The following is a 24,007-nucleotide window of genomic DNA, read 5'->3' on the forward strand; positions in this document are numbered from 1 at the left end:
CCATGTCACCAGGCACGCAGGCTCAGCGCGCGCGGCGGGCGTGAGCGGCGAGCAGCGCCAGCGCGGTCGGCGTCATGCCGTCGATCCGGCTGGCCTGACCAATGGTACGGGGCCGAATCGATTCCAGCTTGGCTTTGATCTCGTTGGAGATACCGGCCAACGCGCGATAATCCACTTCCGGCAGCGGCGCCGATTCCTCGCGGCGGAAACTCGCAATGTCCGCCTCTTGCCGATGGAGATACACCGCGTACTTGGCGTCGATCTCGACCTGTTCGCCGATCGCTGCCGGCTCAGTGCCGGCCTCCGGCCAGATCCGGCAGATCGTCGCCCAGTCGACATGGGGATAGGACAGCAGGTCGAAGGCGGTGCGGCGCTGGCCGTCGCGGTTCAGCGTCAGGCCATGGCGCTCGCCCTCGCCAGGAGTCAGCGAGACCGAGCGGCTCCAGTCGCGCACCCGCGCCAGCGCTTCCTGCTTTGCGGCGAACAGGCGCGCCCGTTCCGCGCCGACGCAGCCGATCTCGATGCCCACCGGCGTCAGCCGCTGGTCGGCATTGTCGGCGCGCAGCGACAGGCGATATTCGGCGCGCGAGGTGAACATGCGGTAGGGCTCGCTCACGCCGCGCGTCACCAGATCGTCGATCATCACCCCGATATAGGCCTGCGAGCGGTCGAAGGTCACGCCGTCCGTTCCGCTGGCGCGGCGGGCGGCGTTGAGCCCGGCCACCAGCCCTTGCGCGGCAGCCTCCTCATAGCCGGTGGTGCCGTTGATCTGCCCGGCGAGGAACAGGCCGCGCGCGGCACGCGTCTCAAGCGTCGGCTCCAGCTCGCGGGGATCGACGTGGTCATACTCGATCGCGTAGCCCGGCCGCAGCATCACCGTCTTCTCAAGCCCGGGGATGGAGGCGATGATCGCCGCCTGCACATCCTCCGGCAGGGACGTGGAGATGCCATTCGGGTAGACCGTCGGATCGTCGAGCCCCTCCGGTTCCAGGAAGATCTGGTGCCCCTCGCGCTCGCCGAAGCGCACGATCTTGTCCTCGATCGAGGGGCAATAGCGCGGACCGACGCTCTGGATATTCCCGGAATACATCGCGGAGCGCGCGATATTGGCGCGGATCACGGCGTGGGTTTCCGGGGTGGTGCGGGTGATGGCGCAGGCGACCTGCGGGTTGGTGATCGCTGCGGTGAGCATCGAGAACGGCTCCGGCGTCTCGTCGCCCTCCTGCTTCTCAAGGCTGGCCCAGTCGATGGTGCGCCCGTCGAGCCGCGGCGGCGTCCCGGTCTTCAACCGACCAAGACGCAGGCCGAGACGGGCCAACGAGGCCGAGAGCCCGATGGCCGGCTGCTCGCCCATCCGCCCCGCGGGGATCTGCCGGTCGCCAATATGGATCAGCCCATTGAGGAAAGTGCCGGTGGTGATGACCACGGCGCCGCAGCTCACCTGCCGGCCATCCTTCAGCATCAGGCCGGTGACGCGGCCGTCCTTGACCAAAAGCTCGCCGGCCTCCCCTTCGACCACCGATAGGATCGGCTGCGAATCGATTGCCGCGCGCATCGCCGCGCCATAGAGCTTGCGATCAGCCTGCGCGCGCGGGCCGCGCACCGCCGGACCCTTGCGCCGGTTGAGGACCCGAAACTGGATGCCGCCCTGGTCGGCGACGCGTCCCATCAACCCATCCAGCGCATCGACCTCGCGCACCAGATGGCCCTTGCCGAGACCGCCAATGGCGGGGTTGCACGACATGGTGCCGATGGTGGCATGGGCGTGGGTGACGAGAGCGGTGCGCGCGCCGAGACGGGCGGCGGCGGCCGCCGCCTCCGTGCCCGCATGGCCGCCGCCCACCACCACGACATCGAAGCTGAGGTCGGACATGATTTCACTCATTCGGATTGAGCCCGTTTGAAACGCGCTTCAGCCCGCGCCGTCAAGGGTAGGGGTGATTCACGTGAAACAGTTCCGGTTCCGATTCGGTGCACGCAGCTAGCGTCAGGCGGTGTTTCACGTGAAACGGGGCGTATCATTTTCCGATACAGAACTCGCGGAACACCACGTCCAGCAGGTCTTCCACGCCGATGCGCCCGGTGATCGAGGCCAGAGCCCGGCCGGCGAGGCGGAGCTCCTCCGCAAGCAATTCCTCGCTCAGCCCGTCCCAACCGTCCAGCGCTGCCTTAAGATGCGAGATGGCGAGCGTCGCTGCCTCACGCTGGCGTGCGCGGATAAGGGCGGGGTGCTCGCCACCCTGCTGCGCCCGCGCCGCGACGAACGTCTCCAGTGCGGCGGTTAGCTCATCGAGACCTGCGCCGGTTGCGACCGATAGCTCGAAGCGTCGGCTCACGCGAGGATCATTGAGGACCGGCGTGCCGGCGGTGAGGTCCGCCTTGTTTCCCAGCAGCCAGAATTCCGCTTCCGAATCGATCGCGATCTCTGGTGCCTCCGGCCCGCTCAAGTCATGGACCCAGAGCACGAGATCGGCCTTGCTAATGCGCTGCTGTGCGCGGCGTATGCCCTCGGCCTCGACCTTGCCCTCGGCTTCCCGCAGGCCAGCGGTGTCGATCAGCGTCGCCTTGTAGCCGCCAAGGTCCAGCGCGACTTCCAGCACATCGCGCGTGGTGCCGGGCTCGTCGGAGACGATGGCAACCTCGCGCAGGGCGAGCGCGTTCATCAGCGACGACTTGCCGGCATTAGGCCGGCCGGCAATGGCGATGCTTGCGCCCTCGCGCACCATGGCACCGCGCCGGTCGGCGAGGGCAGCCTCCAGCTCGGCGAGCAGCATCACCACTTCCGGCCGGGCGAGGGCGCGCGCTTCCGAGGGCACGTCGTCCTCGTCGGCGAAATCGATGCCCGCCTCGACCAGCGCCATCGCCCGGATCAGCCACCCGCGCCAGACTTCGACCTGCCGGCCGAGATGGCCGAAGGCGTGGGCGAGCGCCTGCCGGCGCTGCGCCTCCGTCTCCGCCGCGATCAGGTCCGCGAGGCCCTCCGCCTCGGTCAGGTCCATCTTGCCGTTCAGCCAGGCGCGACGGGTGAAGTCGCCGCGCTCCGCCGGGACGATGCCGGGCACCGCGAACAGGGCATCGAGCACGGCGGCGACGACCGCGCGCCCGCCATGGACCTGGAACTCGGCCATGTCCTCGCCGGTGGCGCTGGCCGGGCCGGGGAACCACAGCACGAGGCCCTCATCGAGCCGCTCGCCGCTGACGGGATGGCGCAGTCGGGCCAACAGAGCCCGGCGCGGCTCCGGCAGCCGGCCGGCGAGCGCGCGCACGGCCGCGCCGGCCTGGGAGCCGGAAACGCGGATCACCGCGATCGCCGCCGCCATGGTGCCGGACGACACGGCCGCGATCGTATCGCGCGCGATTATGCTTTTATCCTGCCCGTCCAAACGCTACGCCCTATCTAGAGAAGAGTTCGAGAACACCGGAGACGCACCTTGCCGAACCGCCTCAAGGATTCCGCCAGCCCGTACCTGCTCCAGCACAAGGACAACCCGGTCGACTGGTGGCAATGGGAGCCAGCGGCGTTTGAGGAAGCCCGGCGCAGCGGACGGCCGGTGCTGCTCTCCATCGGCTACGCCGCCTGCCACTGGTGCCACGTCATGGCCCATGAGAGCTTCGAGGACGACGCCACCGCGGCGGTGATGAACGAGCTTTTCGTGAACATCAAGGTCGATCGCGAGGAACGGCCCGAGGTCGACCAGATCTACATGTCGGCGCTGCAGCAGCTCGGCGTGCAGGGCGGCTGGCCGATGACCATGTTTCTCGACGCCGAGGCCGCGCCGTTCTGGGGCGGCACCTATTTCCCGAAGGAAGCCCGCTACGGCCAGCCGGCCTTCACCGATGTGCTGAAGACCATGGCCAATGCCTATGCCTCGGGCGATCCGCGCATCGGCAATAACCGTGTCGCGATTCTGGAGCGCTTGCGCCAGAAGGCGCGGCCGGCGGGGCGGGTGACCATCGGTGTGAACGAGCTCGACGATGTGGCGGGCCGCGTGCTCGGCATCATGGACCCCGAGCATGGCGGCCTTCAGGGCTCGCCCAAATTCCCGAACACGCCATTCCTGGAGCTGCTGTGGCGCGCCTATGAACGCACCGGGCGCGAGAGCTTCCGCAATGCCGCGCTCCATGCGCTGGACGGCATGAGCGAGGGCGGCATCTACGACCATATCGGTGGCGGCTATTCGCGCTATTCGGTCGACGAGCGCTGGCTGGTGCCGCATTTCGAAAAGATGCTCTACGACAATGCCCAGCTGCTGCCGCTTCTGGCGCTCGCCTTCAACGAGACTCACGAGCCGCTGTTCCGCACCCGCGCCGAGGAGACGGTGGCGTGGTTGGAGCGCGAGATGATCGTCGAGGGCGGTGCCTTCGCCGCCAGCCTCGACGCGGATTCGGAGGGCCATGAGGGCCGCTATTATGTCTGGACGCTGAAGCAGGTGCTTGAGGCGCTGGGCGCGGAGGACGCCGAGTTCTTCGCCCGGCATTACGACATCGCCCCGTTCGGCAATTGGGAAGGCGTGTCGATCCCCAATCGGCTGAAGGAGGTCGAGCGCTCGGGCGCCGAGGAACTCCGCCTCGCCATGCTGCGCGACAAGCTGCTGGAGGTGCGCTCAAAGCGCGTGCCGCCGGGCCGCGACGACAAGGTGCTGGCCGACTGGAACGGGCTGATGATTGGCGCGCTGGCCGAAGCCGGAACGCGGCTCGACCGGCCGGAATGGGTGGAGCTGGGGGCGCGCGCCTTCCGTTTCATTGCCGAATCGATGGTGAAGGACGGGCGCCTCGGTCATAGCTGGCGCGAGGGCCGGCTGGTGTTTCCGGGTCTGTCGAGCGACTACGCCGCGATGATCGCGGCGGCGCTGGCGCTCTATCAGGCGACCGGGGAGGGCGACTATCTCGCCCGCGCGCGCGAATGGTCGGACGCGCTGGAGCGTCACCACGCTTCGGAAGACGGCGGCTACTATCTCACCGCCGACGATGCCGAGGGGCTGATCCTGCGCCCCCACGCCACCGCGGACGACGCGGTGACCAACCCCAATGCGCTGATCGCCCGAAATCTGATCCGCCTCGCTACCTTCACCGGAGAGGATGCCTATCGCGAGCGCGCGGACCGGCTGTTCGACGGCCTGCTGCCGCGCGCGCAGCCGAGCCTCTACAGCCATGCCGGTCTGCTCAACGCGCTCGATACGAGGTTACGCGGGCCGGAGATCGTGATCGTCGGCGAAGAGGGCCTGGCCGCCTCTTCACTGCTGGAGGCCGCGCGGCAACTTCCGAGGCTCGATGTCGCGATCCAGCGGGTCGGCGATCTTGCCACGCTGCCGGACGACCATCCGGCGAGGGCCAAGGTGCAGAGCCATGCTGGCGTGGTGGCGTTCGTCTGCGCGGGCGGGGTGTGCTCGCTTCCCGTCACGGAAGCGAATCGACTGGCCGAGGCCGTCGCCGTCATAAACGGGCGCGGCTGAAGGTTTGGATGGGCTGGTGGAGACAGGCTGTGGGCAAGCCTGTGGATAATTTCAGCGCTTTCAGCCCGACAGCCCCTGGAATCGCCAGAAATGGCCGCTGGCGGCGGTCGATTCATTTGCGATCGATGGATCGGACCGCGGATCGAATGGCCGCCTGTGGGCAATTGTGGACGGTGTATTTTCGGCACCGAAACGATACCGGAGGATGCATAATCGAGGAACACGCCCTAAGCGCGCAGTCCTGCCAAGGCTCACTTCTGCCGGCTGAAACGCTGGTTGGCGAACATCAGCGGCGCGACCAGCATCAGCGCGCCGGCGAGGTCGATCTGGAAGATATAGAGACTGCCCAGCTCCTCGCGCACCGCCGGTCCGATCACCGGATCGGCGAAATCGGCGATCAAGGTGGATACGAACAGCGCGGCCGGCACCCAGATCGCCAGAGGCAGCCACCAGCGGCGATAGGTCATCACCCAGCTCAGCATGGCGATGCCGATCATGATCAGCCACACCGAGATGGCGGGCGGCTCGCGTTCGGCCATTCCGGTCGCGCCGGCCGGCAGGGTCAGCGCGAAAAGAGCGGCGGCGACGAGACGACCATCGAAATAGCGCTTCATCCCCCCGCCCTCCCGCAGGCACCTTGTCTCAGGTGTTCATGGAATCGAAGAAGTCACTGTTGGTCTTGGTCTGGCGCAATTTGTCGAGCAGGAACTCGATCGCGTCAACCGTGCCCATTGGATTGAGGATGCGACGCAGCACGTACATCTTCTTGAGCACGTCGGCCGGAACCAGGAGCTCTTCCTTGCGGGTGCCCGAGCGGGTGATGTCGATCGCCGGGAACACGCGCTTGTCGGAGACCTTGCGGTCGAGGATGACTTCGGAGTTACCCGTGCCCTTGAATTCCTCGAAGATCACCTCGTCCATGCGCGAGCCGGTATCGACCAGCGCCGTGGCGATGATGGTCAGCGAGCCGCCTTCCTCGATGTTGCGCGCCGCGCCGAAGAAGCGCTTGGGGCGCTGCAGGGCGTTGGCGTCGACGCCGCCGGTGAGCACCTTGCCCGAGGACGGCACCACCGTGTTGTAGGCGCGGCCGAGGCGGGTGATCGAATCCAGGAGGATCACCACGTCGCGCTTGTGCTCGACCAGGCGCTTGGCCTTCTCGATCACCATCTCCGCGACCTGGACGTGGCGGGCGGCCGGCTCGTCGAAGGTGGAGGACACCACCTCGCCCTTCACCGAACGCTGCATGTCGGTGACTTCCTCCGGCCGCTCGTCAATCAGCAGCACGATGAGGTAGCACTCGGGATGATTGGTGGTGATCGACTGCGCGATGTTCTGCAGGAGAACGGTTTTACCCGTACGCGGCGGGGCGACGATCAGCGCGCGCTGGCCCTTGCCGATCGGCGAGACCACATCGATGATCCGCGCCGAGAAATCCTTGCGGGTCGGGTCTTCGATTTCGAGCTTGAAGCGCTCATCCGGGTAGAGCGGCGTCAGATTGTCGAAATTGATCTTGTGGCGAATCTTCTCGGGGTCTTCGAAATTGATCGTGTTGACCTTGAGAAGCGCGAAATAGCGCTCGCCCTCTTTCGGGGAGCGGATCTGGCCCTCGACCGTGTCGCCGGTCCGCAGCCCGAAGCGGCGGATCTGGCTGGGCGACACATAGATGTCGTCGGGGCCGGGCAGATAATTGGCGTCCGGCGAACGCAGGAAGCCGAAACCGTCGGAGAGAATCTCGACGACGCCTTCACCGATGATGTCGGTCTCGCGGGCAGCGAGCTGCTTGAGAATGGCGAACATCAGCTCCTGCTTGCGCAGCGTGCTGGCGTTCTCGACCTCAAGTTCCTCGGCGAACACGAGAAGTTCGGCCGGAGTCTTGGACTTGAGGTCCTGGAGCTTCATTTCCCCCATGGGAAAAGGCCTCGGAAGTTGGATTACCCCGGTCAAGTGGACACTCAAACCAGGCAATAAGGATCAAGGGAAGCGCTGGTCTGTGGACCGGGCGGGTCAGTTTTCTGCCGCCTTGTCCGACGCTCCGGCCGGCAAACGGGGAGGATGCCGGCACGAAAAGGGCGTCAGCCAGCTTCGTGGAAGTGAGCGCACCATAGGCAAGGCCGTGATTCCACGCAAGCCTGCCGATCCATCATTAAAAAGGTTTAACGATCACCAGCACCACGATGCCGATCATCAACAGCGTCGGCACTTCGTTGGCGATGCGGTAGAACCGTGCCGGGCGGGTGTTGCGGTCGGCCGCGAAGTCCTTGACCCAGCGCGACAAAGCGCCGTGAAACCCGCTCATCGCCAGCACCAGCGCGAACTTCGCATGGAACCAGGGCGCGGTGTACCAGCCGGCCTCCCACACCATCCACAGCCCGGCGAGCCAGGTGACGATCATCGCCGGATTCATGATCGCCTTCAAAAGCCGCCTTTCCATCACCTTGAAGGTTTCGGACTGCACCGAGCCGGCTTCGGCGGCGCAATGATAGACCATCAGCCGCGGCAGATAGAGCATCCCCGCCATCCAGGAGATGACGGCGATGACGTGCAGCGCCTTGATCCAGTCATAGAGCATCAATCAGACCTGTCCGCTCAGCCCCGCACCCGCTTCAGCATGTGCTCGACATGGGCGATCGGGGTTTCCGGCCGGATGCCATGGCCGAGATTGAATATATGCGCCGCGCCGTGGAACTCCTCCATCAGCGCGTCGATCTCCTCATCGAGCGCCCGCCCGCCGGCGATAAGCGCCAGCGGATCCAGATTGCCCTGAAGCGCGACCTTGCCACCCACGGCGAGCCGCGTGGCCTTGCGGTCGGCGCTCCAGTCCAGCCCGATGCCATTCACGCCGGTCGCCGCCACCAGCTCGGTGATGCCGGGCAAGCTCGCGCCCTTGGGGAAGGCGATGATGCGCGCGCCCGGCACCTGCGCCCGCACCTTCTCGACGATGCGCCGCACCGGCTCGATGCTCCAGCGCCGGAACGCGGCGGGATCGAGCACACCCGACCAGCTGTCGAAAATCTGCACCGCGTCGGCGCCGGCGCGCAGCTGGCCGATGAGATATCCCGCCGAGGTCTCGACCAGACGGTCGATCAGCGCGGTGAAGAACGCCGGATCGCGGAAGGCGGCGAGCCGTGCGGGAGCCTGATCCGGCGTGCCGCGCCCGGCGACCATGTAAGTCGCGACCGTCCAGGGGGCGCCACAGAAGCCGAGCAGCGCGGTCTCGCGCGGCAGGGCGGCCCGAATGCCGGCGACCGCCTCAAACACCCGGTCGATCTTCGCGGGATCCAGATCGGTCCTCAGCGCGTTGAGCCCGGCAAGGTCGGTAATCGGGCCAAGCCTCGGCCCTTCGCCGGTCTCGAAGGCCAGCGAGCAGCCGAGCGCATGGGGAACCACCAGGATGTCGGAGAACAGGATCGCCGCATCGAAGCCGAAGCGACGGATGGGCTGGAGCGTGACCTCGACCGCGTAGTCCGGCGTGTAGCAGAGGGTGAGGAAATCGCCGGCCTTGGCGCGCAGCTCGCGATATTCCGGCAGATAGCGCCCGGCCTGGCGCATCATCCAGATCGGGGTGCGCGAGGGCACACGGCCATCAAGGGCTGAAAGCACCCCGTTCAACAGCACCCCGCCCGGGTGCGAACGCTCATCCACCGGCTCTTTCATACTTAATTAATCTCTTCTGAAGGAGAGTCGTAGTTGTTTAGATAGGGGCATTAGCCCCGTTCCGCGCTGCCCACAACCGGCCCCCAGCCATCAAGGACTGGAGGCGGGCCTTCTTGCGTGCGAAACCCTTGTCTATCAAGACGCTGGCTGCCCGCATCGGGTTATCCTCGTAGTTCGCGACACCCTTCTGCCATATTTCCCACAGCGGGTGGCCTGTGGAGGGAATTTCGGCTTCTCCCCAGCCAAGGCTTGCCAGCGGCGTCCAGCCATGGCTTTTACCTGTTCCATGCACAGGCCTGTGGATGGAAAGCGTGACGGACGGCAGTCGGCCCACGGAAAGCTATTACCACCTTCATCTTGTGTCGGATTCCACCGGCGAGACGCTGATCAGCGTCGGCCGGGCGGCGGCGGCGCAATATAGCGGCGTCAAGCCGATTGAGCACATCTACCCGCTGGTACGCAGCCACAAGCTGCTCGACAAGGTGATCAGCGACATCGAGGCTTATCCCGGCATTGTGCTCTACACGCTGACCGATCCCGAGCTGCGCAACCGGCTGAAAAATTACTGCACCGACAATTCGGTTCCGGTGCTTTCGGTACTCGCTCCCGTGGTGCGGCTGTTCCAGGCCTATCTCGGCGGCGTGCCGACGCCGCGCGTGGGCGGCCAGCACCAGCTCGACGGCGAGTATTTCCGCCGCATCGACGCCATGAACTACACCGTGATGCACGATGACGGCCAGCACACCGAGGGGCTTGAGGCCGCCGACGTGGTGCTGCTCGGCATTTCGCGCTCCTCGAAGACGCCGACGGCGATCTATCTCGCCAATCGCGGCATCAAGACCGGCAATATCCCGCTGGTGCCGAACCTGCCGATCCCCCCGGGCCTGTCGGAGCTGAAGCATCCGCTGGTGGTCGGCTTGGTGGCCAGCCCCGAGCGGGTGGTGGAAATCCGCCGCAACCGCCTGCTAGGGCTCAATGCCGCCCAGCCCAACGACGCCTATATCGACCGCGATTCGGTGGCGGAAGAGATCGCGTTTTCCCGCCGGCTCTGCGCCAAGCATGACTGGCCGGTGATCGATGTCACCCGCCGCTCCATCGAGGAAACCGCGGCGGCGATCATCGGGCTGCTGCAGGAACACCGCCGCAGGCGTTCCGAGGCGTCCTAGGTGAGCGCAGACGTGTCAGGGTCGCTGTGGCGGGCGGAAAAGCCGCTGGTGCTGGCGTCGAAGAGCGCCACGCGGCGCGCGCTCCTTGCCTCGGCCGGGATTCCGCTGGAGATCGTCGACGCTCCGGTCGACGAGCGTCAGCTCGAAGCGGATGCGGTCGCGCAGGGCGTCAGCCCCGCCGGCGTGGCGTCGCAGCTCGCGGCGGCGAAAGCCCTGGCGGGGAGTGCCGCCCGGCCGGGTCGGCTGGTGCTCGGCGCCGACCAGACGCTGGCACTCGGCACCGAGGCCTTCCACAAGCCGGCCGACCGAGCCGCCGCCGCCGCGCAGATCGCCCGGCTGGCCGGCAAGACCCATGAGCTGCATGCTGCGGTTGCCCTCGCCCGCGACGGCGAGGTGCTGTTCGAGATGGTCGATACCGCCCGGCTCGCCATGCGCCCGCTCGATGCCGAGGCGATCGCGGCCTATCTCAATGCGGCTGGAGACACGGTGCTGTCGAGCGTCGGCGCCTACCAGCTCGAAGGGCTGGGCATCCATTTGTTCGAGCGCGTCGAGGGCGCCCATTCCACCATTCTGGGCCTGCCGCTGCTGCCGCTGCTGGCCTTTCTGCGCCGGCATGGAGATGTGCTGTGAGTGAGACCACCCGCCGCGCCGCGATCATCGGCCATCCGGTCGCGCATTCGCGCTCGCCGCTGATCCATGGCTACTGGCTGGAAAAGCACGGCATCGACGGCGCCTATGGCCGGCTCGACGTGGCGCCCGAGGCCATTGACGCCTTTCTCAGCGATTTCAAAGCCAGCGGCCTCGTCGGCGCCAACGTCACTGTCCCGCACAAGGAAGCCGCCTTCCGCGCCGCAGTGGAGCTCGATCCGGTCGCGGCGGCGCTGGGCGCGGTGAACACGCTGTGGCTGGAGGAGGGCCGCCTGCACGGCGCCAATACCGATGTCCATGGCTTCCTCGCCAATCTCGACGCCGCCGAACCCGACTGGGCGCGCTCGCTGGGCGAGGCGGTGGTCCTGGGCGCGGGCGGCGCCTCGCGCGCCATCATCCACGGCCTGTTGGAGCGCGGGGTCGGGCGGGTGGCGGTGGTCAACCGCACGCTGGGCCGCGCCGAGGCGCTGCGCGACCAATTTGGCTCGCGGGTCCATCCCGTGGCGTGGCGCGACCTGCCGGGCCGGCTCGCCGGCTGCCGGCTGCTGGTCAACACCACCTCGCTCGGCATGAAGGGCCAGCCGCCGCTCGATATCGACCTGTCGCCGCTCTCCCCGGACGCGCTGGTGAGCGATGCGGTCTATGTGCCGCTGCAAACCCCGCTGCTGCGTGCCGCCAAGGCGCAGGGCCTCGCCACCGTTGACGGGCTCGGCATGCTGCTGCACCAGGCGGTGCCGGGCTTCGAGCGCTGGTTCGGCGTGCGGCCGGAGGTGACGCCGGAGCTGCGCGCGCTCGCCATTGCCGACCTCGCGGCGAAGGGTCAGCTCACATGAGCGTTCGCGCCCCGTTCCGGCTCGGCCTCACCGGCTCGATCGGCATGGGCAAGTCCACCACCGCCGCGCTGTTCCGCGAACTTGGCGTGCCGGTGCATGATGCCGACGCGGCCGTCCATGCGATCTACGAGCAGGAAGGCGTCGCGCCGGTCGAGGCGGCGTTTCCCGGCGTCGCGGTCGGCGGGCGGATCGACCGCGCGCGGCTCGGCCCGAAAGTGCTGGGCGACGATGCGGCGATGAAGCGGCTGGAGGCCATCGTCCACCCGCTGGTGCGCGCGCGCGAGCTCGCCTTTCTCGCCGCCGTGCGGGAAAACGGCGAGCCCCTCGCAGTCCTGGACATCCCGCTGCTGTTCGAGAATGGCACGCAGGACCGAGTAGACGCGGTGGTCGTGGTCTCGGCGCCGGAATCTGTGCAGCGCGCGCGGGTTCTCGCCCGTCCCGGCATGACGGACGAGAAATTCGCGGCGATCCTGTCGCGCCAGATGCCTGATTCGGAAAAGCGCGCCCGCGCCGATTTCATCATCGAGACGGGCCACGGGCTCGACGACGCCCGCCAGCAGGTGGCGGCGCTGATACACAAGCTGCGCGCGGGAGACGGCGATGCGTGAGATCGTGCTCGATACCGAGACCACCGGGCTCGACCCGCTGCGCGGCGACCGGCTGGTGGAGCTTGGCTGTGTCGAGATCCTCAACCGGATCCCGACCGGACAGTCCTTCCACGTCTACATCAATCCCGAGCGCGACATGCCGGTCGAGGCGTTCAACGTCCACGGCCTGTCCGCCGAATTCCTCGCCGACAAGCCGCTGTTCTCGGCGGTGGTGGACGATTTCCTCGCCTTCATCGGCGACGATCCGCTGGTGATCCACAACGCGGCCTTCGATATCGGATTCCTGAATGCGGAGCTGGCGCGGCTCGGTAAGCCGGCGCTGACCTTCGACCGGGTGGTGGACACGCTGAGCCTGGCGCGCCGCCGCCATCCCGGCCAGTCAAACCGGCTGGACGACCTGATGTCGCGCTATGGCATCGATTCCTCGCGCCGCACCAAGCATGGCGCGCTGCTGGATTCGGAACTGCTGGCGGAGGTTTATGCCGAACTGTGCGGCGGGCGGCAGACCGCGCTCGGCCTGATGGTGACCGAGACCCGCGCGGAGATCGCCGAGCGGCGGGAAGCGGGACCGCGCCAGCGCCCGGCGCCGCTGCCCTCGCGGCTCAGCGCCGAGGAATTGGCGGCGCATCAGGCGTTCATCGCGACGCTGGGCGAGGCCGCGCTCTGGAAGGAATACGCGGCCGGCGAGGCGTAATCCGCACCGCCAGCCGCGAGACGTTTGGGCCTCAGGAAGCGAGCACGTTGCTCGGCTGGGTCTTGGCCATGCGCTGGCGATACAGCGTCACGAAATCCACCGGATCGATCATCAGCGGCGGGAAGCCGCCATTGCGCACCGTGTCGGCCACGATCTGGCGGGCGAACGGGAACAGCATGCGCGGGCACTCGATCATGATGAACGGGTGCACGGTTTCCTGGGCCACGTTCTGGGCGCGGAAGATGCCGGCATAGGAGAGTTCCAGCGCGAACAGGGTCTTGCCGGCGAGCTCGGCCTTGGCCTCGATCTTCAGCTCGACCTCGAATTCGGATTCGCGCACCGGCTTGGCGCCGACATTGATCTGGATGCCGATCTGAGGCTGACCGCCGCCGGCGAGCGATTCCGGCGCGCCGGGATTCTCGAAGGACAGGTCCTTGATGTACTGGGTCAGGACCTGCAGCGTGGGCATCGCAGTGGTGTTTTCGGTCTCGGCCATCTCAAATCTCCGTGGAGCGCCTTGGTCGGCGCGGGCGCGCCGGCGCATGTGCCGCCGGGTCGGTCAACTCCGCCGCGGTCGGTCTTTTCAAGCAAAGGGCGCGTGTCGCTAACACGGTTGCCGACCGCTCACAAGGCGGCAGGCGGTCTCGACGCCGCGCCCGTGGCGGCACGTCCCGTTGCCGCGGGGTGCCCGCTTGCACTAGTGTCACAATGAACGGCCGCCCAAAGGCCACCGCCAAGGACACTGGCAAGGTCACTCTTGCGTGCTTGGATGTGACCTAGCGGCACGGCAGCACTGGCCAAATCGGCTAAACGTCGTACATAGGCATTCATGGCCCGCGTTTTCGTCCGCGCCGGACGAAGGGCGGCCCCACCAGACACCGAGCATTCCCGGCGCCCCCGGGGGTGACGAGCAGCGGCAAGAACAACGTGTTCGATATTTATACGATCATCTTCCTGGCCTTGGCCGTGTTCATCTTCATACGGCTGCGCAGCGTGCTCGGACAGCGCACCGGGCGCGAGCGGCCGCCTTACGACCCCTATTCGCGCCGCGACGCCGCCAATGCCCCGGCCGGCGCGCCCGACAAGGTGGTGAACTTCCCCGGAAAGGCTGAGACGGCGAATGTGCCCGAGCTGGTGGAACCCGTCGAGGCGGGCGAGCCGGCGCCGGCGCGCTGGGCTGGCATCGCCGAGGTTGGCTCGGCGGTGGCCAATGGGCTCGACGCCATCGCCGCGCAGGAGCGCGGCTTCGATGCCAAGCACTTCCTGGAAGGCGCGCGCGGCGCCTATGAGATGATCGTCGTCGCCTTCGCCGAGGGCGACCGCGCCACGCTGAAGAACCTGCTGGCCAAGGATGTCTATGACGGCTTCAACGCCGCCATCGCCGAGCGCGAATCGCGCGGCGAGAAGATGGAGACGCGGTTTGTCGGCATCCAGAAGGCGGACATCATCGAGGCGCTGGTGCGCGGGCGCACCGCGCAGATCACGCTGCGCTTCGTCTCGCAGCTGATCTCGGTGACGCGCGACAAGGCCGGCGCGGTGATCGACGGCGATGCCGAGCAGGTGGTCGACGTCACCGATGTGTGGACGTTTGCCCGCGACATCGGCGCCCGCGATCCGAACTGGAAGCTGGTCGCCACCGAAGCTGCTTCGTGAGAACATGACGAGGTGCGCGCTCATCTCGTCACCCTTCTTGCGTCCGGCCTTCTAGCGGGACTGATCGCGGCGCCCGGGGCCTTCGCCACCGGGCATCGTCCGCTGCGCGCGCTGCCCGCCCCGCTGTTTTCCCAGGCCGTGCTGGAGCCGACCAGCTTTGCCGCGCTCGACGGCTGGAGCGCGGACGATCCGCGCCCCGCGCTCGCCGCCTTCCGCCGGAGCTGCCGGGTCCTGCAACGCGGCGCCGACACGGCCAACCCGCCGCGCCCGATGTTCGCCGCGCTGCGCGGCGTGTGCGCGCAGGCGGCATCCCTGCCACGCCATCCCTCACAATCGCGGGCGCGGGCGTTTTTCGAACGGCATTTCCGCCCCTTCTTCATTTCGGCGATCGGCGAGCCGGAGGGGTTTCTCACCGGCTATTACGAGCCGGAAGTCGACGGCTCGCGCACCCGCTCCGACATCTACGCCACCCCGCTCTACGCCCGGCCGAAGGACCTGGTGCTGCGCGCCCCGCCGCCCGACGGCCCGCCCGCCAACAAGGGCGAGGCATTTCGGCGCGAGGGCGATGCGCTGGTGCCCTATTACGACCGTGCTGCGATCGAGGACGGCGCGCTGAAGGAAAAGGGGCTGGAGATCGCCTGGATCCGCGATCCGGCGGACGCGTTCTTCGCCCATATTCAGGGCTCGCTCAGGGTCCGCCTGCCCGATGGCGGCGTGTTGCGGCTGAACTATGATGGCCATAACGGCCAGCGCTACACCCCGATCGGCCGGCTGCTGGTCGAGCGCGGGCTGGTGCCGCGCGAGAAGATGTCGATGGACGCGATCCGCGCCTATATCGCCGAGCACCCTGAGGAGGGGCGCGAGCTGATGCGGCAGAACCGCTCCTACATCTTCTTCCGCGAGGTCCGTAACCTTGGGCCCGATGACGGCGCGGTGGGCGCGCAGGGCCTGCCGCTGACGGCGGGACGGTCCATCGCCGTCGACCGGTTGCTGCATGTCTACGGCACGCCGTTCTATCTCGATGCCGAGTTGCCGACCGGCGCGGACGGGGCGATCGAGCCGTTCCGGCGGCTCACCGTCGCGCAGGATACCGGCTCGGCGATCATCGGGCCGGCGCGGGCCGACATCTTCTTTGGTGCCGGCGATGAGGCCGGCTCGATTGCCGGGCGCATCCGCCATCCCGGCCGCTTCGCGATCCTGCTGCCCAAGGCGCTGGACTTCACGCGCCACCGCGCGCCGCTTCCTATGCCGCGTCCGAATATTCCGGGAGCGGAATGATGTCGGAGGGCGACGAGAAACCAGCCGGCTCGCGCCGTCGCCGCCCATTGCGGGCGGATGAGAAGCTGCTCTGGGAGCATGTGACCCGCTCGGTGCGCGAGATGCGCCCTGCTCCCAAGCGTCGCCCGGCCGCCCCGGTGATTGAAGAGGCCGCGGCTCCGGAAGTGGCTGCGCCGGAAAAGCGCGCCAAACCCGCGAAGGTGGCGCCGGTGAAGCCCGCTCCGCCGCCTAAGGCGCCGTCGCCCCCTCCGCTGGCACCGCTGGAGCCGAAGACCCGGCGCCGCCTGTCGCGCGGGGCGGAGGTCGATGCCCGGCTCGATCTCCACGGGCTGACCCAGGCCTCGGCCCATGCCCGGCTCAACGCCTTCCTGCGCGGGGCGCAGGGCGCGGGGCATTCGCTGGTGCTGGTGATCACCGGAAAGGGCTCGTCCGGCGCGGAGGGCGGCATGCTGTTCCATGGCGAAGGCCGCGGCGTGCTGCGACGTCTGGTGCCGCAATGGCTGTCGGCGCCGGAGATGCGCGGGATCGTGATCGGCTTCGAGACCGCTGCGCGCGGCCATGGCGGCGAGGGTGCGCTTTACGTCCGGGTGCGCCGGATAAGGGGGGACGGGCGATGACCCCGTTCGGCCGCCGCATGCGCGAGATGCGCGCCGAGCGCGGGGTGACGCTCTCGCAGATGGCCGAGCAGATCGGCGTCTCGGCCGCCTATCTCTCGGCGCTGGAGCACGGCAAGCGCGGCCAGCCGACCTGGCTGATGCTCCAGCGTATCATGGCCTATTTCAACGTGATCTGGGACGAGGCGGAGGCGCTGCGCCTGCTGGCGGAGATGTCCGACCCGCGCGTGGTGGTGGACACCGCCGGCCTGTCGCCGGAAGCCACCGAACTCGCCAATCTGCTGGCCCGCGAGATCGCAAGCCTCCCGCCCGAGGCGGTGGCGGAGCTGTTGGGCCGGCTGAAGATCCTCAGCCGGCCGGGATGACAGCAACCGGTTTCACGTGAAACCGGGCCCGTCGTTCCGTAGCCGAATCAAAGGATGAAGCGGCTCAGATCGGTGTTGCTGGCGAGGTCCTTCACCCGGTCGCGCACATAGGCGCCGTCGATCGTCACGATCTCGCCAGCGCGGTCGGTGGCGGTGAAGGACAGGTCATCGAGCACGCGCTCGATCACCGTCTGCAGCCGCCGCGCCCCGATGTTCTCCACCGTGGCATTGACCTGCACCGCGATGTCCGCGATCGCCTCAACCGCGTCCTCGGTGACATCCAGCGTCACGCCCTCCGTGCCCATCAGCGCCACCGACTGCTTGACCAGGCTCGCCTCGGTCTCGGTGAGGATACGCTTGAAATCCTCGCGGGTCAGCGCTTCCAGCTCGACGCGGATCGGCAGGCGGCCCTGAAGTTCCGGCAGCAGGTCCGACGGCTTGGAGACATGGAACGCGCCCGAGGCGATGAACAGGATGTGGTCGGTCTTCACCGGGCCGTGCTTGGTGGAGACGGTGGTGCCCTCGATCAGCGGCAGCAGGTCGCGCTGCACGCCCTCGCGTGACACATCGGCGCCGCCGCGGCGCTCGGAACCGGCGATCTTGTCGATCTCGTCGAGGAACACGATGCCGTGCTCCTCGACCGCGCGGATCGCCTCCTGAACGGTGGCTTCCTGGTCGATCAGCTTGTCGGCCTCTTCCGACAGCAAAAGCGGATGGGCTTCCTTGACGGTGACGCGGCGCGGGCGTGAGCGGCCGCCAAACGCCTTGCCGAGCATGTCGCCAATGTTCACCGCGCCCATATGCGCGCCCGGCATGCCGGGAATCTCGAACATCGGCATGCCCTGACCACCGCCGGACGAAATCTCGACCTCGACCTCCTTGTCGTCGAGCAGCCCGTCGCGGAGCTTCTTGCGGAAGCTCTCGCGGGTGCCGGGCGAGGCGGTGGCGCCGACCAGCGCATCGAGCACGCGCTCCTCGGCGGCGAGATGCGCCTTGGCCTCGACATCCTTGCGGCGGACTTCCCGCACCAGCCCGATGCCGATCTCCACGAGGTCGCGCACGATCTGCTCGACGTCGCGGCCGACATAGCCGACCTCGGTGAACTTGGTGGCCTCGACCTTGAGGAAGGGCGCGCCCGCCAGCTTGGCGAGGCGGCGGGAAATCTCGGTCTTGCCGACGCCGGTGGGGCCGATCATCAGGATGTTCTTGGGCAGAACCTCCTCGCGCAGATGGCCTTCGAGCTGCTGGCGCCGCCAGCGGTTGCGCAGGGCGATCGCCACCGCGCGCTTGGCCTTGTGCTGGCCGACGATGTAGCGGTCGAGTTCGGAGACGATTTCACGGGGCGAGAAATTGGTCATGCGGGTTCTTTCACGCGGGGAGGCGACCGGGCGGGATCAGCCGATCGATTCCACGACCACGTTCTGGTTGGTGTAGATGCAGATGTCGGCGGCGATGGCGAGGCTCTTGCGCACGATCTCTTCCGGGCTCTTGCCGGAATCCGCCAGCGCGCGGGCGGCGGCGAGCGCATAGGAGCCGCCCGAGCCGATGGCCGCGATGCCGTTCTCCGGCTCCAGCACGTCGCCGGTGCCGGTGAGGACGAGCGTGATATTGGCGTCGGCGACGATCATCATCGCCTCCAGCCGGCGCAGATAGCGATCGGTGCGCCAGTCCTTGGCGAGCTCGACCGCGGCGCGCTGGAGCTGGCCGGGATACTGCTCCAGCTTGGCTTCCAGCCGCTCGAACAGGGTGAAGGCGTCGGCGGTGGCGCCGGCGAAGCCACCAATGACGTCGCCGCGTCCGAGACGGCGCACCTTGCGGGCATTGGACTTCATCACCGTGGCGCCGAGCGTCACCTGGCCGTCGCCGCCAATGGTGACGCGGCCACCCTCGCGCACGGAGACGATGGTGGTGCCGTAAATGGTGTCGGGGGAATGGTTCATGAGGGACTCCGGTACAGAGCCCATACTTAGGAAGCCGTTGCCCCGATGCAACATCACGGCATCGGGCGCCACAACAACGTCGGCACAAGGGCGCCCAGCACCAGCACGCCACCCAGGATCAGGAACACGTCGGCGGGCACCGCCACCAGCAGGCCCGTGAGCAGGCCGGCGGCGAAGACGGACAGCGCGACACCGGCATTGGCGATGCCGAGCGCCCAGCCGCGCTCGCTCTCGTCCACCGCCGAGGAGATCGCCGCAAGCAAGGTGATGAAAGCGAGAATGTTGGTCATGGTCGAGAGCAGCGCCAGCGTCACCTGCCCCCAGCCCGGCAGGGGTAGGCCGCTGGCGACCAGCACCAGACCGCAGCCCGCCAGTCCGATCAGCGTCACCGGCTTGTCGCTGGCAAAGCACGTCCGCACCAGCCGGTAACCGACCGCGGATGAGAGGGCGCAGCCAATGCCCATCACCATGGAGAACAGGCCGAGATCGGCCGTGCTGTAGCCATAGGAACGCTGCATCTCGATGAGGATGAAGGTGTAGTAGATCAGGAAGCCGAGCTGGAACAGGAAGAACGCGGCGCCCGGCTTCCACACCGCGGGCCGCTCCGCAAGGCGCGCGAGCAGCCGAAAGGGCTGTTTCCAGTCGAGCCGGATCTGGCGGCGCGCCGTGTCGCCGGCGAACTGCGCCTGCGACAGCGCCACCAGCGTGACGACGCACAGGGCCATCGCGACGATCAGCGGCAGCCGGAAGCTCCAATGACCGAGCACCCCGCCAATCGCCGGGCCGGCCACCATGCCGAGCGTGTTGACCAGCACCACCTGCGCCATGGCGGCGCTTCGCTGGTCCGCCGGGGCGGCATCGACCACGCAGGCCTGCGCGATCGGCGCGGTACCGGCCATCAAACCGCAACCCAGCCGGCCGGCGAAGAACAGCCAGAGATGGCCGATCTCCAGCGCGCCCCACATCAGCGCATAGCCCGAGGCAAGGCCGGCCATGCAGATCATCAGCGTCCGCCGCCGTCCCAACCCGTCGGACAGGTCGCCGAGCAGCGACGAGCCGAAGAACATGCCGATGGGAAACAGCGCAAAGGCGAGCGATAGCAGCAGGTCGCGGGTTGCCGGCCCGTAGGCCGTGACGATCCAGGGGCTCGCGAACAGGGCGACGATAAGCGGATACATCAGTCCGAAGGACAGGATGTCGATGAACACCGCCAGAAACAGCGGAAAGCGGGCGCGAAGCGTGGCGAGGTCCATCGGCACTCCGTCGTGAGGTGGCAATCAGCCTTGTCGGCTAAGCGGGCGTCGCGAGCTTATCCCCGATATGGCATCTGCGTCACAATGCTGCTAAGACGCCGGCTCTTTCCGGGAGCCCTATCCGCCCAGGATTCATAAGCCATGCGCACGGCCAGCATCACCCGCGCCACCAAGGAAACCGATATCCGCCTTTCCGTGAACCTCGACGGCACGGGCAAGGGGACCATCGCGACCGGCGTCGGCTTCTTCGACCATATGCTCGACCTGCTGGCGCGCCATTCGCGCATCGACATGGACATCACCGCGAAGGGCGACACCCATATCGACTTCCACCACACGGTGGAGGATGTCGGCATCGCGCTCGGCCAGGCGGTGAAGACCGCGCTCGGCGACATGCGCGGCGTCACCCGCTATGCCAGCCTCCATTTGCCGATGGACGAGACGCTGACCCGCGTCGCGCTCGACATTTCCGGCCGGCCGTTCCTGGTGTTCCGCACCGAGTTCGCGGTCGCGAAGATCGGCGAGTTCGACACCGAGCTGGTGCGCGAGTTCTTTCAGGCCTTCGCCATCAATGCCGGGCTCACCTTGCACGTCGAGACGCTGTACGGCGCCAATGCGCACCATATAGCGGAGAGCTGCTTCAAGGGCCTCGCCCGCGCGCTGCGGGCGGCGGTGGCGATCGATCCGGCGGCGGCGGGGGAAATCCCTTCCACCAAGGGCAGCCTCGGCGGCTGAGCCTGAAGGACGTGTGAACCATGGCGGTGTGGACCGTTTTCGTGCCCGACGAGGGCGACGGCGCGCTTGCCGGCTCGCAATGGGCCGAGCGGGTGGTGCTGGTGCGTGAGAAATTCTCCTGGAGCGCGCTGCTGTTCGCGCCGCTGGTGCTGCTGCGCCACCGGCTGTGGCTGGCGCTGCTGTTCTATGCGGCGTTTCAGGGCGCGCTGGCTTTCGCGATCCATCAGCTCGATCTCGGCGATGCCGGCGACGTGCTCTATACCTTTGCGCATCTGGTGGTGGCGTTCGAGCTGCCGGCGCTGCGCCGTGCCAAGCTGGTAGCGCGCGGCTATGAGGAACTCGGCGCGCTGATCGCCCCGACGCTGGACGCCGCCGAGCAGCGCTTCTTCGACGGAGAGGCCGGCGGCGTTCCCGCGTCCTCCTCCTCGATGCTGCGCGCGCCCTCCCGCGCGGTGCTCGGCCTGTTTCCGGAGGCGATGGGCCGATGAGCCGTAACAATGCGAGCCGCGATAACTCGGTCGTCCTGATCGATTATGGCTCGGGCAATCTGCACTCGGCCGGCAAGGCGCTGGAGCGCGCCGCGCGCGAAGGTGGCACCAACCGTCCGGTCGTCGTCACCGCCGACCCGGATGCCGTGCGCCGCGCCGACCGCATCGTGCTGCCGGGCGTCGGCGCCTATGCCGATTGCCGGCGCGGGCTCGACACGGTGCCCGGCATGGTCGAGGCACTGACCGAGGCGGTGATCGGCGAGGGGCGGCCGTTTCTCGGCATCTGCGTCGGTCTCCAGCTCATGGCCTCGCGCGGGCTGGAGCATGGCGTCACCACGGGCCTCGGCTGGATCGAGGGCGATGTGGTGAAGCTGGAGCCGGACGAGGCCGGGCTCAAGATTCCCCATATGGGATGGAATTCGCTCGAGGCGCATCGCGCCCACCCGCTGCTCGACGGAATTCCCACCGGCGCGGGCGGGCTCGATGCCTATTTCGTCCATTCCTATCATCTGGCCGCGCGGCGGTCGCAGGACGTGGTGGCCACCGCCGATTACGGCGGCAAGGTCACGGCCATGGTGGCGCGCGACAATCTCGCCGGCACGCAGTTCCATCCCGAGAAGAGCCAGCGCCTCGGCCTCGCCCTTCTCGCCAATTTCCTGAAGTGGGCGCCGTGATCCTCTTTCCCGCGATCGATCTCAAGGAAGGCATGTGCGTGCGCCTGAAGCAGGGCGACATGGCGCAGGCCACCGTGTTCAACCACGACCCCGCCCAGCAGGCCGGTGAGTTCCAGCGGCAGGGCTTCCGCTACCTGCACATCGTCGATCTCGACGGTGCCTTCGCCGGCCGCCCGGTGAACGCGCAGGCGGTGGAGCGTATCCTGGAAACCGTGTCGATGCCGGTGCAGCTCGGCGGCGGCATACGCGACCTGTCGGGCGTGGAAGGCTGGCTGGAGAAGGGCATCACCCGCGTGATCCTCGGCACGGCGGCGGTGCGCGATCCGGCCTTCGTGAAGGAAGCGGCGCGCCGCTTCCCCGGCCGCGTCGCGGTCGGGCTCGACGCCAAGGACGGGCGCGTCGCGGTGGAAGGCTGGGCGGAGACCTCGGACCTCACCGCGCTGGAGCTGGCGCGGCGCTTCGAGGATGCCGGCGTGAGCGCCATCATCTACACCGACATCGCGCGTGACGGGCTGCTCAAGGGCCTCAATCTCGAGGCCACCATCGCGCTGGCCGAGGCGATTTCGATCCCGGTTGTCGCCTCGGGCGGGCTTGCCTCGATCGAGGACGTGAAGGCCCTGCTGGAGCCGCGCGCGAACAAGCTGGAAGGCGCCATCACCGGCCGCGCGCTCTATGACGGCCGGCTCGACCCCCATGCCGCGCTGGCGCTGGTGGCGGGGATGGAGCGAAAGGCGTCCGCCTCATGAGCGCCTCGCACCTCAAGGTCCGTGTCATCCCGTGCCTCGACGTGAAGGACGGGCGCGTCGTCAAGGGCGTGAAATTCGTCGATCTGCGCGATGCCGGCGATCCGGTGGAGGCCGCCAAGGCCTATGACGCGGCCGGTGCGGATGAATTGTGCTTCCTCGACATCGCCGCCACCCACGAGAATCGCGGCACCATGATCGACGTGGTGTCGCGCACCGCCGAGCAGTGCTTCATGCCGCTGACCGTCGGTGGGGGCGTGCGCACGGTGGAGGACATCCGCGCGCTGCTGAACGCCGGCGCCGACAAGGTGTCGATCAACTCCGCCGCGGTGGCGCGCCGCGAATTCGTGCGCGAGGCGGCGGATAAGTTCGGCGAGCAGTGCATCGTGGTCGCCATCGACGCCAAGAAGGTGTCCGTCGAGGGCGAGCCGGACCGCTGGGAGATCTTCACCCATGGCGGGCGCAGGCGCACCGGCCTCGACGCGGTGGCATTCGCCCGCGAGGTGGTGGCGCTGGGCGCGGGCGAACTGCTTTTGACCTCGATGGACCGCGACGGCACCGGCGAGGGCTTCGACCTCGCGCTGACCCGCGCCATTTCCGACGCCGTGCCGGTGCCGGTGATCGCCTCGGGCGGTGTCGGCATTCTCGACCATCTGGTCGACGGCATCGCCCGGGGCGGCGCCTCGGCGGTGCTGGCGGCCTCGATCTTCCATTTCGGCACCTTCACCATCGGCGAGGCCAAAAGGCGGCTCGCCGAGGCCGGGCTGCCGGTGCGCGCCGCCGGAATGGAGGGCTGACCCATGAGCGAGAGCAAACCCCGCGTCGATTTCGACGCGCTGGCGGCCATCGTGGCGCAGCGCGCCGGGGCCGATGCCGGCGCCTCCTATACCCGTAGCCTCATCGAGAAGGGCGTCGCCAAATGCGCGCAGAAGCTCGGCGAGGAGGCGGTGGAGACCGCGCTCGCCGCCGTCGCCGCTGATACCAAAGCGGTCGTTTCCGAGGCGGCCGATCTTCTCTACCATCTCGCCGTGCTGCTGCAGGTGCGCGGCGTGCCGCTGGAAGACATATATGCGGAACTTGGCCGGCGGACGGCCCAGAGCGGCCTTGAGGAAAAGGCGTCGCGACCCAAGGGCTGACACCCCCGTCGCGCGATCTGGTTCCTTGCCGGCTCATCATTTGGTATATGGTCGACCAATGCCCGGCGGCCT

Annotated in this window: 26 protein-coding genes; 16 read left to right on the forward strand and 10 right to left on the reverse strand. The window is 67.8% G+C overall.

The genetic code is table 11. The features are described from left to right. Window positions 1-22: 22 nt before the first annotated feature. Both mnmG and mnmE read right to left on the reverse strand, forming a co-directional pair. Window positions 23-1,873 (reverse strand): tRNA uridine-5-carboxymethylaminomethyl(34) synthesis enzyme MnmG, encoded by a 1,851-nt coding sequence (gene mnmG, locus VRZ77_RS07875; protein ID WP_414592115.1) that lies wholly within the window; start codon window positions 1,871-1,873, stop codon window positions 23-25. Window positions 1,874-2,018: 145 nt separating this feature from the next. Then, complete coding sequence (gene mnmE / locus VRZ77_RS07880; protein WP_414592116.1) at window positions 2,019-3,383, reverse strand: tRNA uridine-5-carboxymethylaminomethyl(34) synthesis GTPase MnmE; 1,365 nt, start codon at window positions 3,381-3,383, stop codon at window positions 2,019-2,021. A gap of 48 nt (window positions 3,384-3,431) precedes the next feature. Between mnmE and VRZ77_RS07885 the strand changes: the two genes are divergently transcribed. Continuing rightward, on the forward strand, window positions 3,432-5,453 hold the full coding sequence (locus VRZ77_RS07885; protein ID WP_414592117.1) for a thioredoxin domain-containing protein: 2,022 nt from the start codon (window positions 3,432-3,434) through the stop codon (window positions 5,451-5,453). A 251-nt stretch (window positions 5,454-5,704) separates the two neighbouring features. Here VRZ77_RS07885 and VRZ77_RS07890 read toward each other — a convergent pair whose 3' ends face one another. The 4 genes from VRZ77_RS07890 to hemE form a co-directional block, all read right to left on the reverse strand. Beyond that, complete coding sequence (locus tag VRZ77_RS07890) at window positions 5,705-6,067, reverse strand: hypothetical protein (protein ID WP_414592118.1); 363 nt, start codon at window positions 6,065-6,067, stop codon at window positions 5,705-5,707. 28 nt (window positions 6,068-6,095) lie between these two features. Beyond that, on the reverse strand, window positions 6,096-7,361 hold the full coding sequence (gene rho / locus VRZ77_RS07895; RefSeq protein ID WP_414592119.1) for a transcription termination factor Rho: 1,266 nt from the start codon (window positions 7,359-7,361) through the stop codon (window positions 6,096-6,098). Between the two features lie 235 nt (window positions 7,362-7,596). Next, complete coding sequence (gene hemJ, locus VRZ77_RS07900; protein ID WP_414592166.1) at window positions 7,597-8,022, reverse strand: protoporphyrinogen oxidase HemJ; 426 nt, start codon at window positions 8,020-8,022, stop codon at window positions 7,597-7,599. Window positions 8,023-8,039: 17 nt separating this feature from the next. Continuing rightward, window positions 8,040-9,107 carry a uroporphyrinogen decarboxylase gene (gene hemE, locus VRZ77_RS07905; RefSeq protein ID WP_414592120.1) on the reverse strand — a complete coding sequence of 356 codons (1,068 nt, stop codon included), beginning with the start codon at window positions 9,105-9,107 and terminating at the stop codon, window positions 8,040-8,042. Window positions 9,108-9,409: 302 nt separating this feature from the next. On the opposite strand from hemE, the gene VRZ77_RS07910 reads away from it, so the two are divergent. The 5 genes from VRZ77_RS07910 to dnaQ are packed head-to-tail and all read left to right on the forward strand — an operon-like array spanning window position 9,410 to window position 13,056. After that, window positions 9,410-10,273, forward strand: coding sequence for a pyruvate, water dikinase regulatory protein (locus tag VRZ77_RS07910; RefSeq protein WP_414592121.1), 864 nt, complete (start codon window positions 9,410-9,412; stop codon window positions 10,271-10,273). A gap of 12 nt (window positions 10,274-10,285) precedes the next feature. Further along, complete coding sequence (locus VRZ77_RS07915; protein WP_414592122.1) at window positions 10,286-10,903, forward strand: Maf family protein; 618 nt, start codon at window positions 10,286-10,288, stop codon at window positions 10,901-10,903. Then, entirely contained in the window at window positions 10,900-11,754 is an 855-nt protein-coding gene (locus tag VRZ77_RS07920; protein ID WP_414592123.1) for a shikimate dehydrogenase, read from the forward strand. Before VRZ77_RS07915 ends, VRZ77_RS07920 begins: the two co-directional genes overlap by 4 nt. Beyond that, window positions 11,751-12,362 carry a dephospho-CoA kinase gene (gene coaE / locus VRZ77_RS07925; protein ID WP_414592124.1) on the forward strand — a complete coding sequence of 204 codons (612 nt, stop codon included), beginning with the start codon at window positions 11,751-11,753 and terminating at the stop codon, window positions 12,360-12,362. The genes VRZ77_RS07920 and coaE overlap by 4 nt, the downstream gene beginning before the upstream one ends. Beyond that, window positions 12,355-13,056, forward strand: coding sequence for a DNA polymerase III subunit epsilon (gene dnaQ, locus VRZ77_RS07930; protein ID WP_414592125.1), 702 nt, complete (start codon window positions 12,355-12,357; stop codon window positions 13,054-13,056). Before coaE ends, dnaQ begins: the two co-directional genes overlap by 8 nt. A 31-nt stretch (window positions 13,057-13,087) precedes the next feature. Here dnaQ and secB read toward each other — a convergent pair whose 3' ends face one another. Beyond that, a complete protein-coding gene (gene secB, locus VRZ77_RS07935) occupies window positions 13,088-13,552 on the reverse strand; it encodes a protein-export chaperone SecB (RefSeq protein ID WP_414592126.1) in 465 nt (154 codons plus the stop codon). Window positions 13,553-13,983: 431 nt separating this feature from the next. Between secB and VRZ77_RS07940 the strand changes: the two genes are divergently transcribed. Genes VRZ77_RS07940 through VRZ77_RS07955 form a run of 4 tightly spaced genes read left to right on the forward strand, consistent with a single transcriptional unit; the run spans window position 13,984 to window position 16,966 of the window. After that, on the forward strand, window positions 13,984-14,709 hold the full coding sequence (locus VRZ77_RS07940) for a Tim44/TimA family putative adaptor protein (RefSeq protein WP_414592127.1): 726 nt from the start codon (window positions 13,984-13,986) through the stop codon (window positions 14,707-14,709). A 12-nt stretch (window positions 14,710-14,721) separates the two neighbouring features. After that, on the forward strand, window positions 14,722-15,987 hold the full coding sequence (locus VRZ77_RS07945) for a murein transglycosylase A (RefSeq protein ID WP_414592128.1): 1,266 nt from the start codon (window positions 14,722-14,724) through the stop codon (window positions 15,985-15,987). After that, a complete protein-coding gene (locus tag VRZ77_RS07950) occupies window positions 15,987-16,604 on the forward strand; it encodes a Smr/MutS family protein (protein WP_414592129.1) in 618 nt (205 codons plus the stop codon). The genes VRZ77_RS07945 and VRZ77_RS07950 overlap by 1 nt, the downstream gene beginning before the upstream one ends. Then, on the forward strand, window positions 16,601-16,966 hold the full coding sequence (locus VRZ77_RS07955) for a helix-turn-helix domain-containing protein (protein ID WP_414592130.1): 366 nt from the start codon (window positions 16,601-16,603) through the stop codon (window positions 16,964-16,966). Before VRZ77_RS07950 ends, VRZ77_RS07955 begins: the two co-directional genes overlap by 4 nt. A gap of 47 nt (window positions 16,967-17,013) precedes the next feature. Here VRZ77_RS07955 and hslU read toward each other — a convergent pair whose 3' ends face one another. The 3 genes from hslU to VRZ77_RS07970 are packed head-to-tail and all read right to left on the reverse strand — an operon-like array spanning window position 17,014 to window position 20,159. Continuing rightward, window positions 17,014-18,324 carry an ATP-dependent protease ATPase subunit HslU gene (hslU, locus tag VRZ77_RS07960; RefSeq protein WP_414592131.1) on the reverse strand — a complete coding sequence of 437 codons (1,311 nt, stop codon included), beginning with the start codon at window positions 18,322-18,324 and terminating at the stop codon, window positions 17,014-17,016. A 36-nt stretch (window positions 18,325-18,360) separates the two neighbouring features. Next, window positions 18,361-18,906 (reverse strand): ATP-dependent protease subunit HslV, encoded by a 546-nt coding sequence (gene hslV, locus VRZ77_RS07965; protein ID WP_414592132.1) that lies wholly within the window; start codon window positions 18,904-18,906, stop codon window positions 18,361-18,363. A 53-nt stretch (window positions 18,907-18,959) separates the two neighbouring features. Then, window positions 18,960-20,159: an MFS transporter gene (locus VRZ77_RS07970; RefSeq protein WP_414592133.1), complete on the reverse strand. Its 1,200-nt coding sequence runs from the start codon at window positions 20,157-20,159 to the stop codon at window positions 18,960-18,962. A gap of 141 nt (window positions 20,160-20,300) precedes the next feature. Here VRZ77_RS07970 and hisB point away from each other — a divergent pair, with 141 nt between their 5' ends. Genes hisB through VRZ77_RS08000 form a run of 6 tightly spaced genes read left to right on the forward strand, consistent with a single transcriptional unit; the run spans window position 20,301 to window position 23,935 of the window. Beyond that, on the forward strand, window positions 20,301-20,894 hold the full coding sequence (hisB, locus tag VRZ77_RS07975; RefSeq protein WP_414592134.1) for an imidazoleglycerol-phosphate dehydratase HisB: 594 nt from the start codon (window positions 20,301-20,303) through the stop codon (window positions 20,892-20,894). A 20-nt stretch (window positions 20,895-20,914) separates the two neighbouring features. Then, a complete protein-coding gene (locus tag VRZ77_RS07980) occupies window positions 20,915-21,382 on the forward strand; it encodes a DUF2628 domain-containing protein (RefSeq protein WP_414592135.1) in 468 nt (155 codons plus the stop codon). Further along, complete coding sequence (gene hisH, locus VRZ77_RS07985; RefSeq protein WP_414592136.1) at window positions 21,379-22,056, forward strand: imidazole glycerol phosphate synthase subunit HisH; 678 nt, start codon at window positions 21,379-21,381, stop codon at window positions 22,054-22,056. Before VRZ77_RS07980 ends, hisH begins: the two co-directional genes overlap by 4 nt. Next, window positions 22,053-22,802 (forward strand): 1-(5-phosphoribosyl)-5-[(5-phosphoribosylamino)methylideneamino]imidazole-4-carboxamide isomerase, encoded by a 750-nt coding sequence (gene hisA, locus VRZ77_RS07990; protein ID WP_414592137.1) that lies wholly within the window; start codon window positions 22,053-22,055, stop codon window positions 22,800-22,802. Before hisH ends, hisA begins: the two co-directional genes overlap by 4 nt. Beyond that, a complete protein-coding gene (gene hisF / locus VRZ77_RS07995) occupies window positions 22,799-23,596 on the forward strand; it encodes an imidazole glycerol phosphate synthase subunit HisF (RefSeq protein ID WP_414592138.1) in 798 nt (265 codons plus the stop codon). Before hisA ends, hisF begins: the two co-directional genes overlap by 4 nt. Before the next feature lie 3 nt (window positions 23,597-23,599). After that, on the forward strand, window positions 23,600-23,935 hold the full coding sequence (locus VRZ77_RS08000) for a phosphoribosyl-ATP diphosphatase (protein WP_414592139.1): 336 nt from the start codon (window positions 23,600-23,602) through the stop codon (window positions 23,933-23,935). The last annotated feature ends 72 nt before the right edge of the window (window positions 23,936-24,007 follow it).

The organism is Ancylobacter sp. G4_0304, assembly GCF_047501495.1.
Taxonomy (GTDB): Bacteria; Pseudomonadota; Alphaproteobacteria; order Rhizobiales; family Xanthobacteraceae; genus Ancylobacter.

Coding starts and splice junctions, on each gene's coding strand:
- mnmG (WP_414592115.1), bottom strand. CDS start 1,873: ATGTCCGACCTCAGCTTCGATGTCGTGGTGGTGGGCGGCGGCCATGCG.
- VRZ77_RS07890 (WP_414592118.1), bottom strand. CDS start 6,067: ATGAAGCGCTATTTCGATGGTCGTCTCGTCGCCGCCGCTCTTTTCGCG.
- rho (WP_414592119.1), bottom strand. CDS start 7,361: ATGGGGGAAATGAAGCTCCAGGACCTCAAGTCCAAGACTCCGGCCGAA.
- hemJ (WP_414592166.1), bottom strand. CDS start 8,022: ATGCTCTATGACTGGATCAAGGCGCTGCACGTCATCGCCGTCATCTCC.
- hemE (WP_414592120.1), bottom strand. CDS start 9,107: ATGAAAGAGCCGGTGGATGAGCGTTCGCACCCGGGCGGGGTGCTGTTG.
- VRZ77_RS07910 (WP_414592121.1), top strand. CDS start 9,410: ATGGAAAGCGTGACGGACGGCAGTCGGCCCACGGAAAGCTATTACCAC.
- coaE (WP_414592124.1), top strand. CDS start 11,751: ATGAGCGTTCGCGCCCCGTTCCGGCTCGGCCTCACCGGCTCGATCGGC.
- dnaQ (WP_414592125.1), top strand. CDS start 12,355: ATGCGTGAGATCGTGCTCGATACCGAGACCACCGGGCTCGACCCGCTG.
- secB (WP_414592126.1), bottom strand. CDS start 13,552: ATGGCCGAGACCGAAAACACCACTGCGATGCCCACGCTGCAGGTCCTG.
- VRZ77_RS07950 (WP_414592129.1), top strand. CDS start 15,987: ATGTCGGAGGGCGACGAGAAACCAGCCGGCTCGCGCCGTCGCCGCCCA.
- VRZ77_RS07955 (WP_414592130.1), top strand. CDS start 16,601: ATGACCCCGTTCGGCCGCCGCATGCGCGAGATGCGCGCCGAGCGCGGG.
- hslU (WP_414592131.1), bottom strand. CDS start 18,324: ATGACCAATTTCTCGCCCCGTGAAATCGTCTCCGAACTCGACCGCTAC.
- hslV (WP_414592132.1), bottom strand. CDS start 18,906: ATGAACCATTCCCCCGACACCATTTACGGCACCACCATCGTCTCCGTG.
- VRZ77_RS07970 (WP_414592133.1), bottom strand. CDS start 20,159: ATGGACCTCGCCACGCTTCGCGCCCGCTTTCCGCTGTTTCTGGCGGTG.
- hisB (WP_414592134.1), top strand. CDS start 20,301: ATGCGCACGGCCAGCATCACCCGCGCCACCAAGGAAACCGATATCCGC.
- VRZ77_RS07980 (WP_414592135.1), top strand. CDS start 20,915: ATGGCGGTGTGGACCGTTTTCGTGCCCGACGAGGGCGACGGCGCGCTT.
- hisH (WP_414592136.1), top strand. CDS start 21,379: ATGAGCCGTAACAATGCGAGCCGCGATAACTCGGTCGTCCTGATCGAT.
- hisF (WP_414592138.1), top strand. CDS start 22,799: ATGAGCGCCTCGCACCTCAAGGTCCGTGTCATCCCGTGCCTCGACGTG.
- VRZ77_RS08000 (WP_414592139.1), top strand. CDS start 23,600: ATGAGCGAGAGCAAACCCCGCGTCGATTTCGACGCGCTGGCGGCCATC.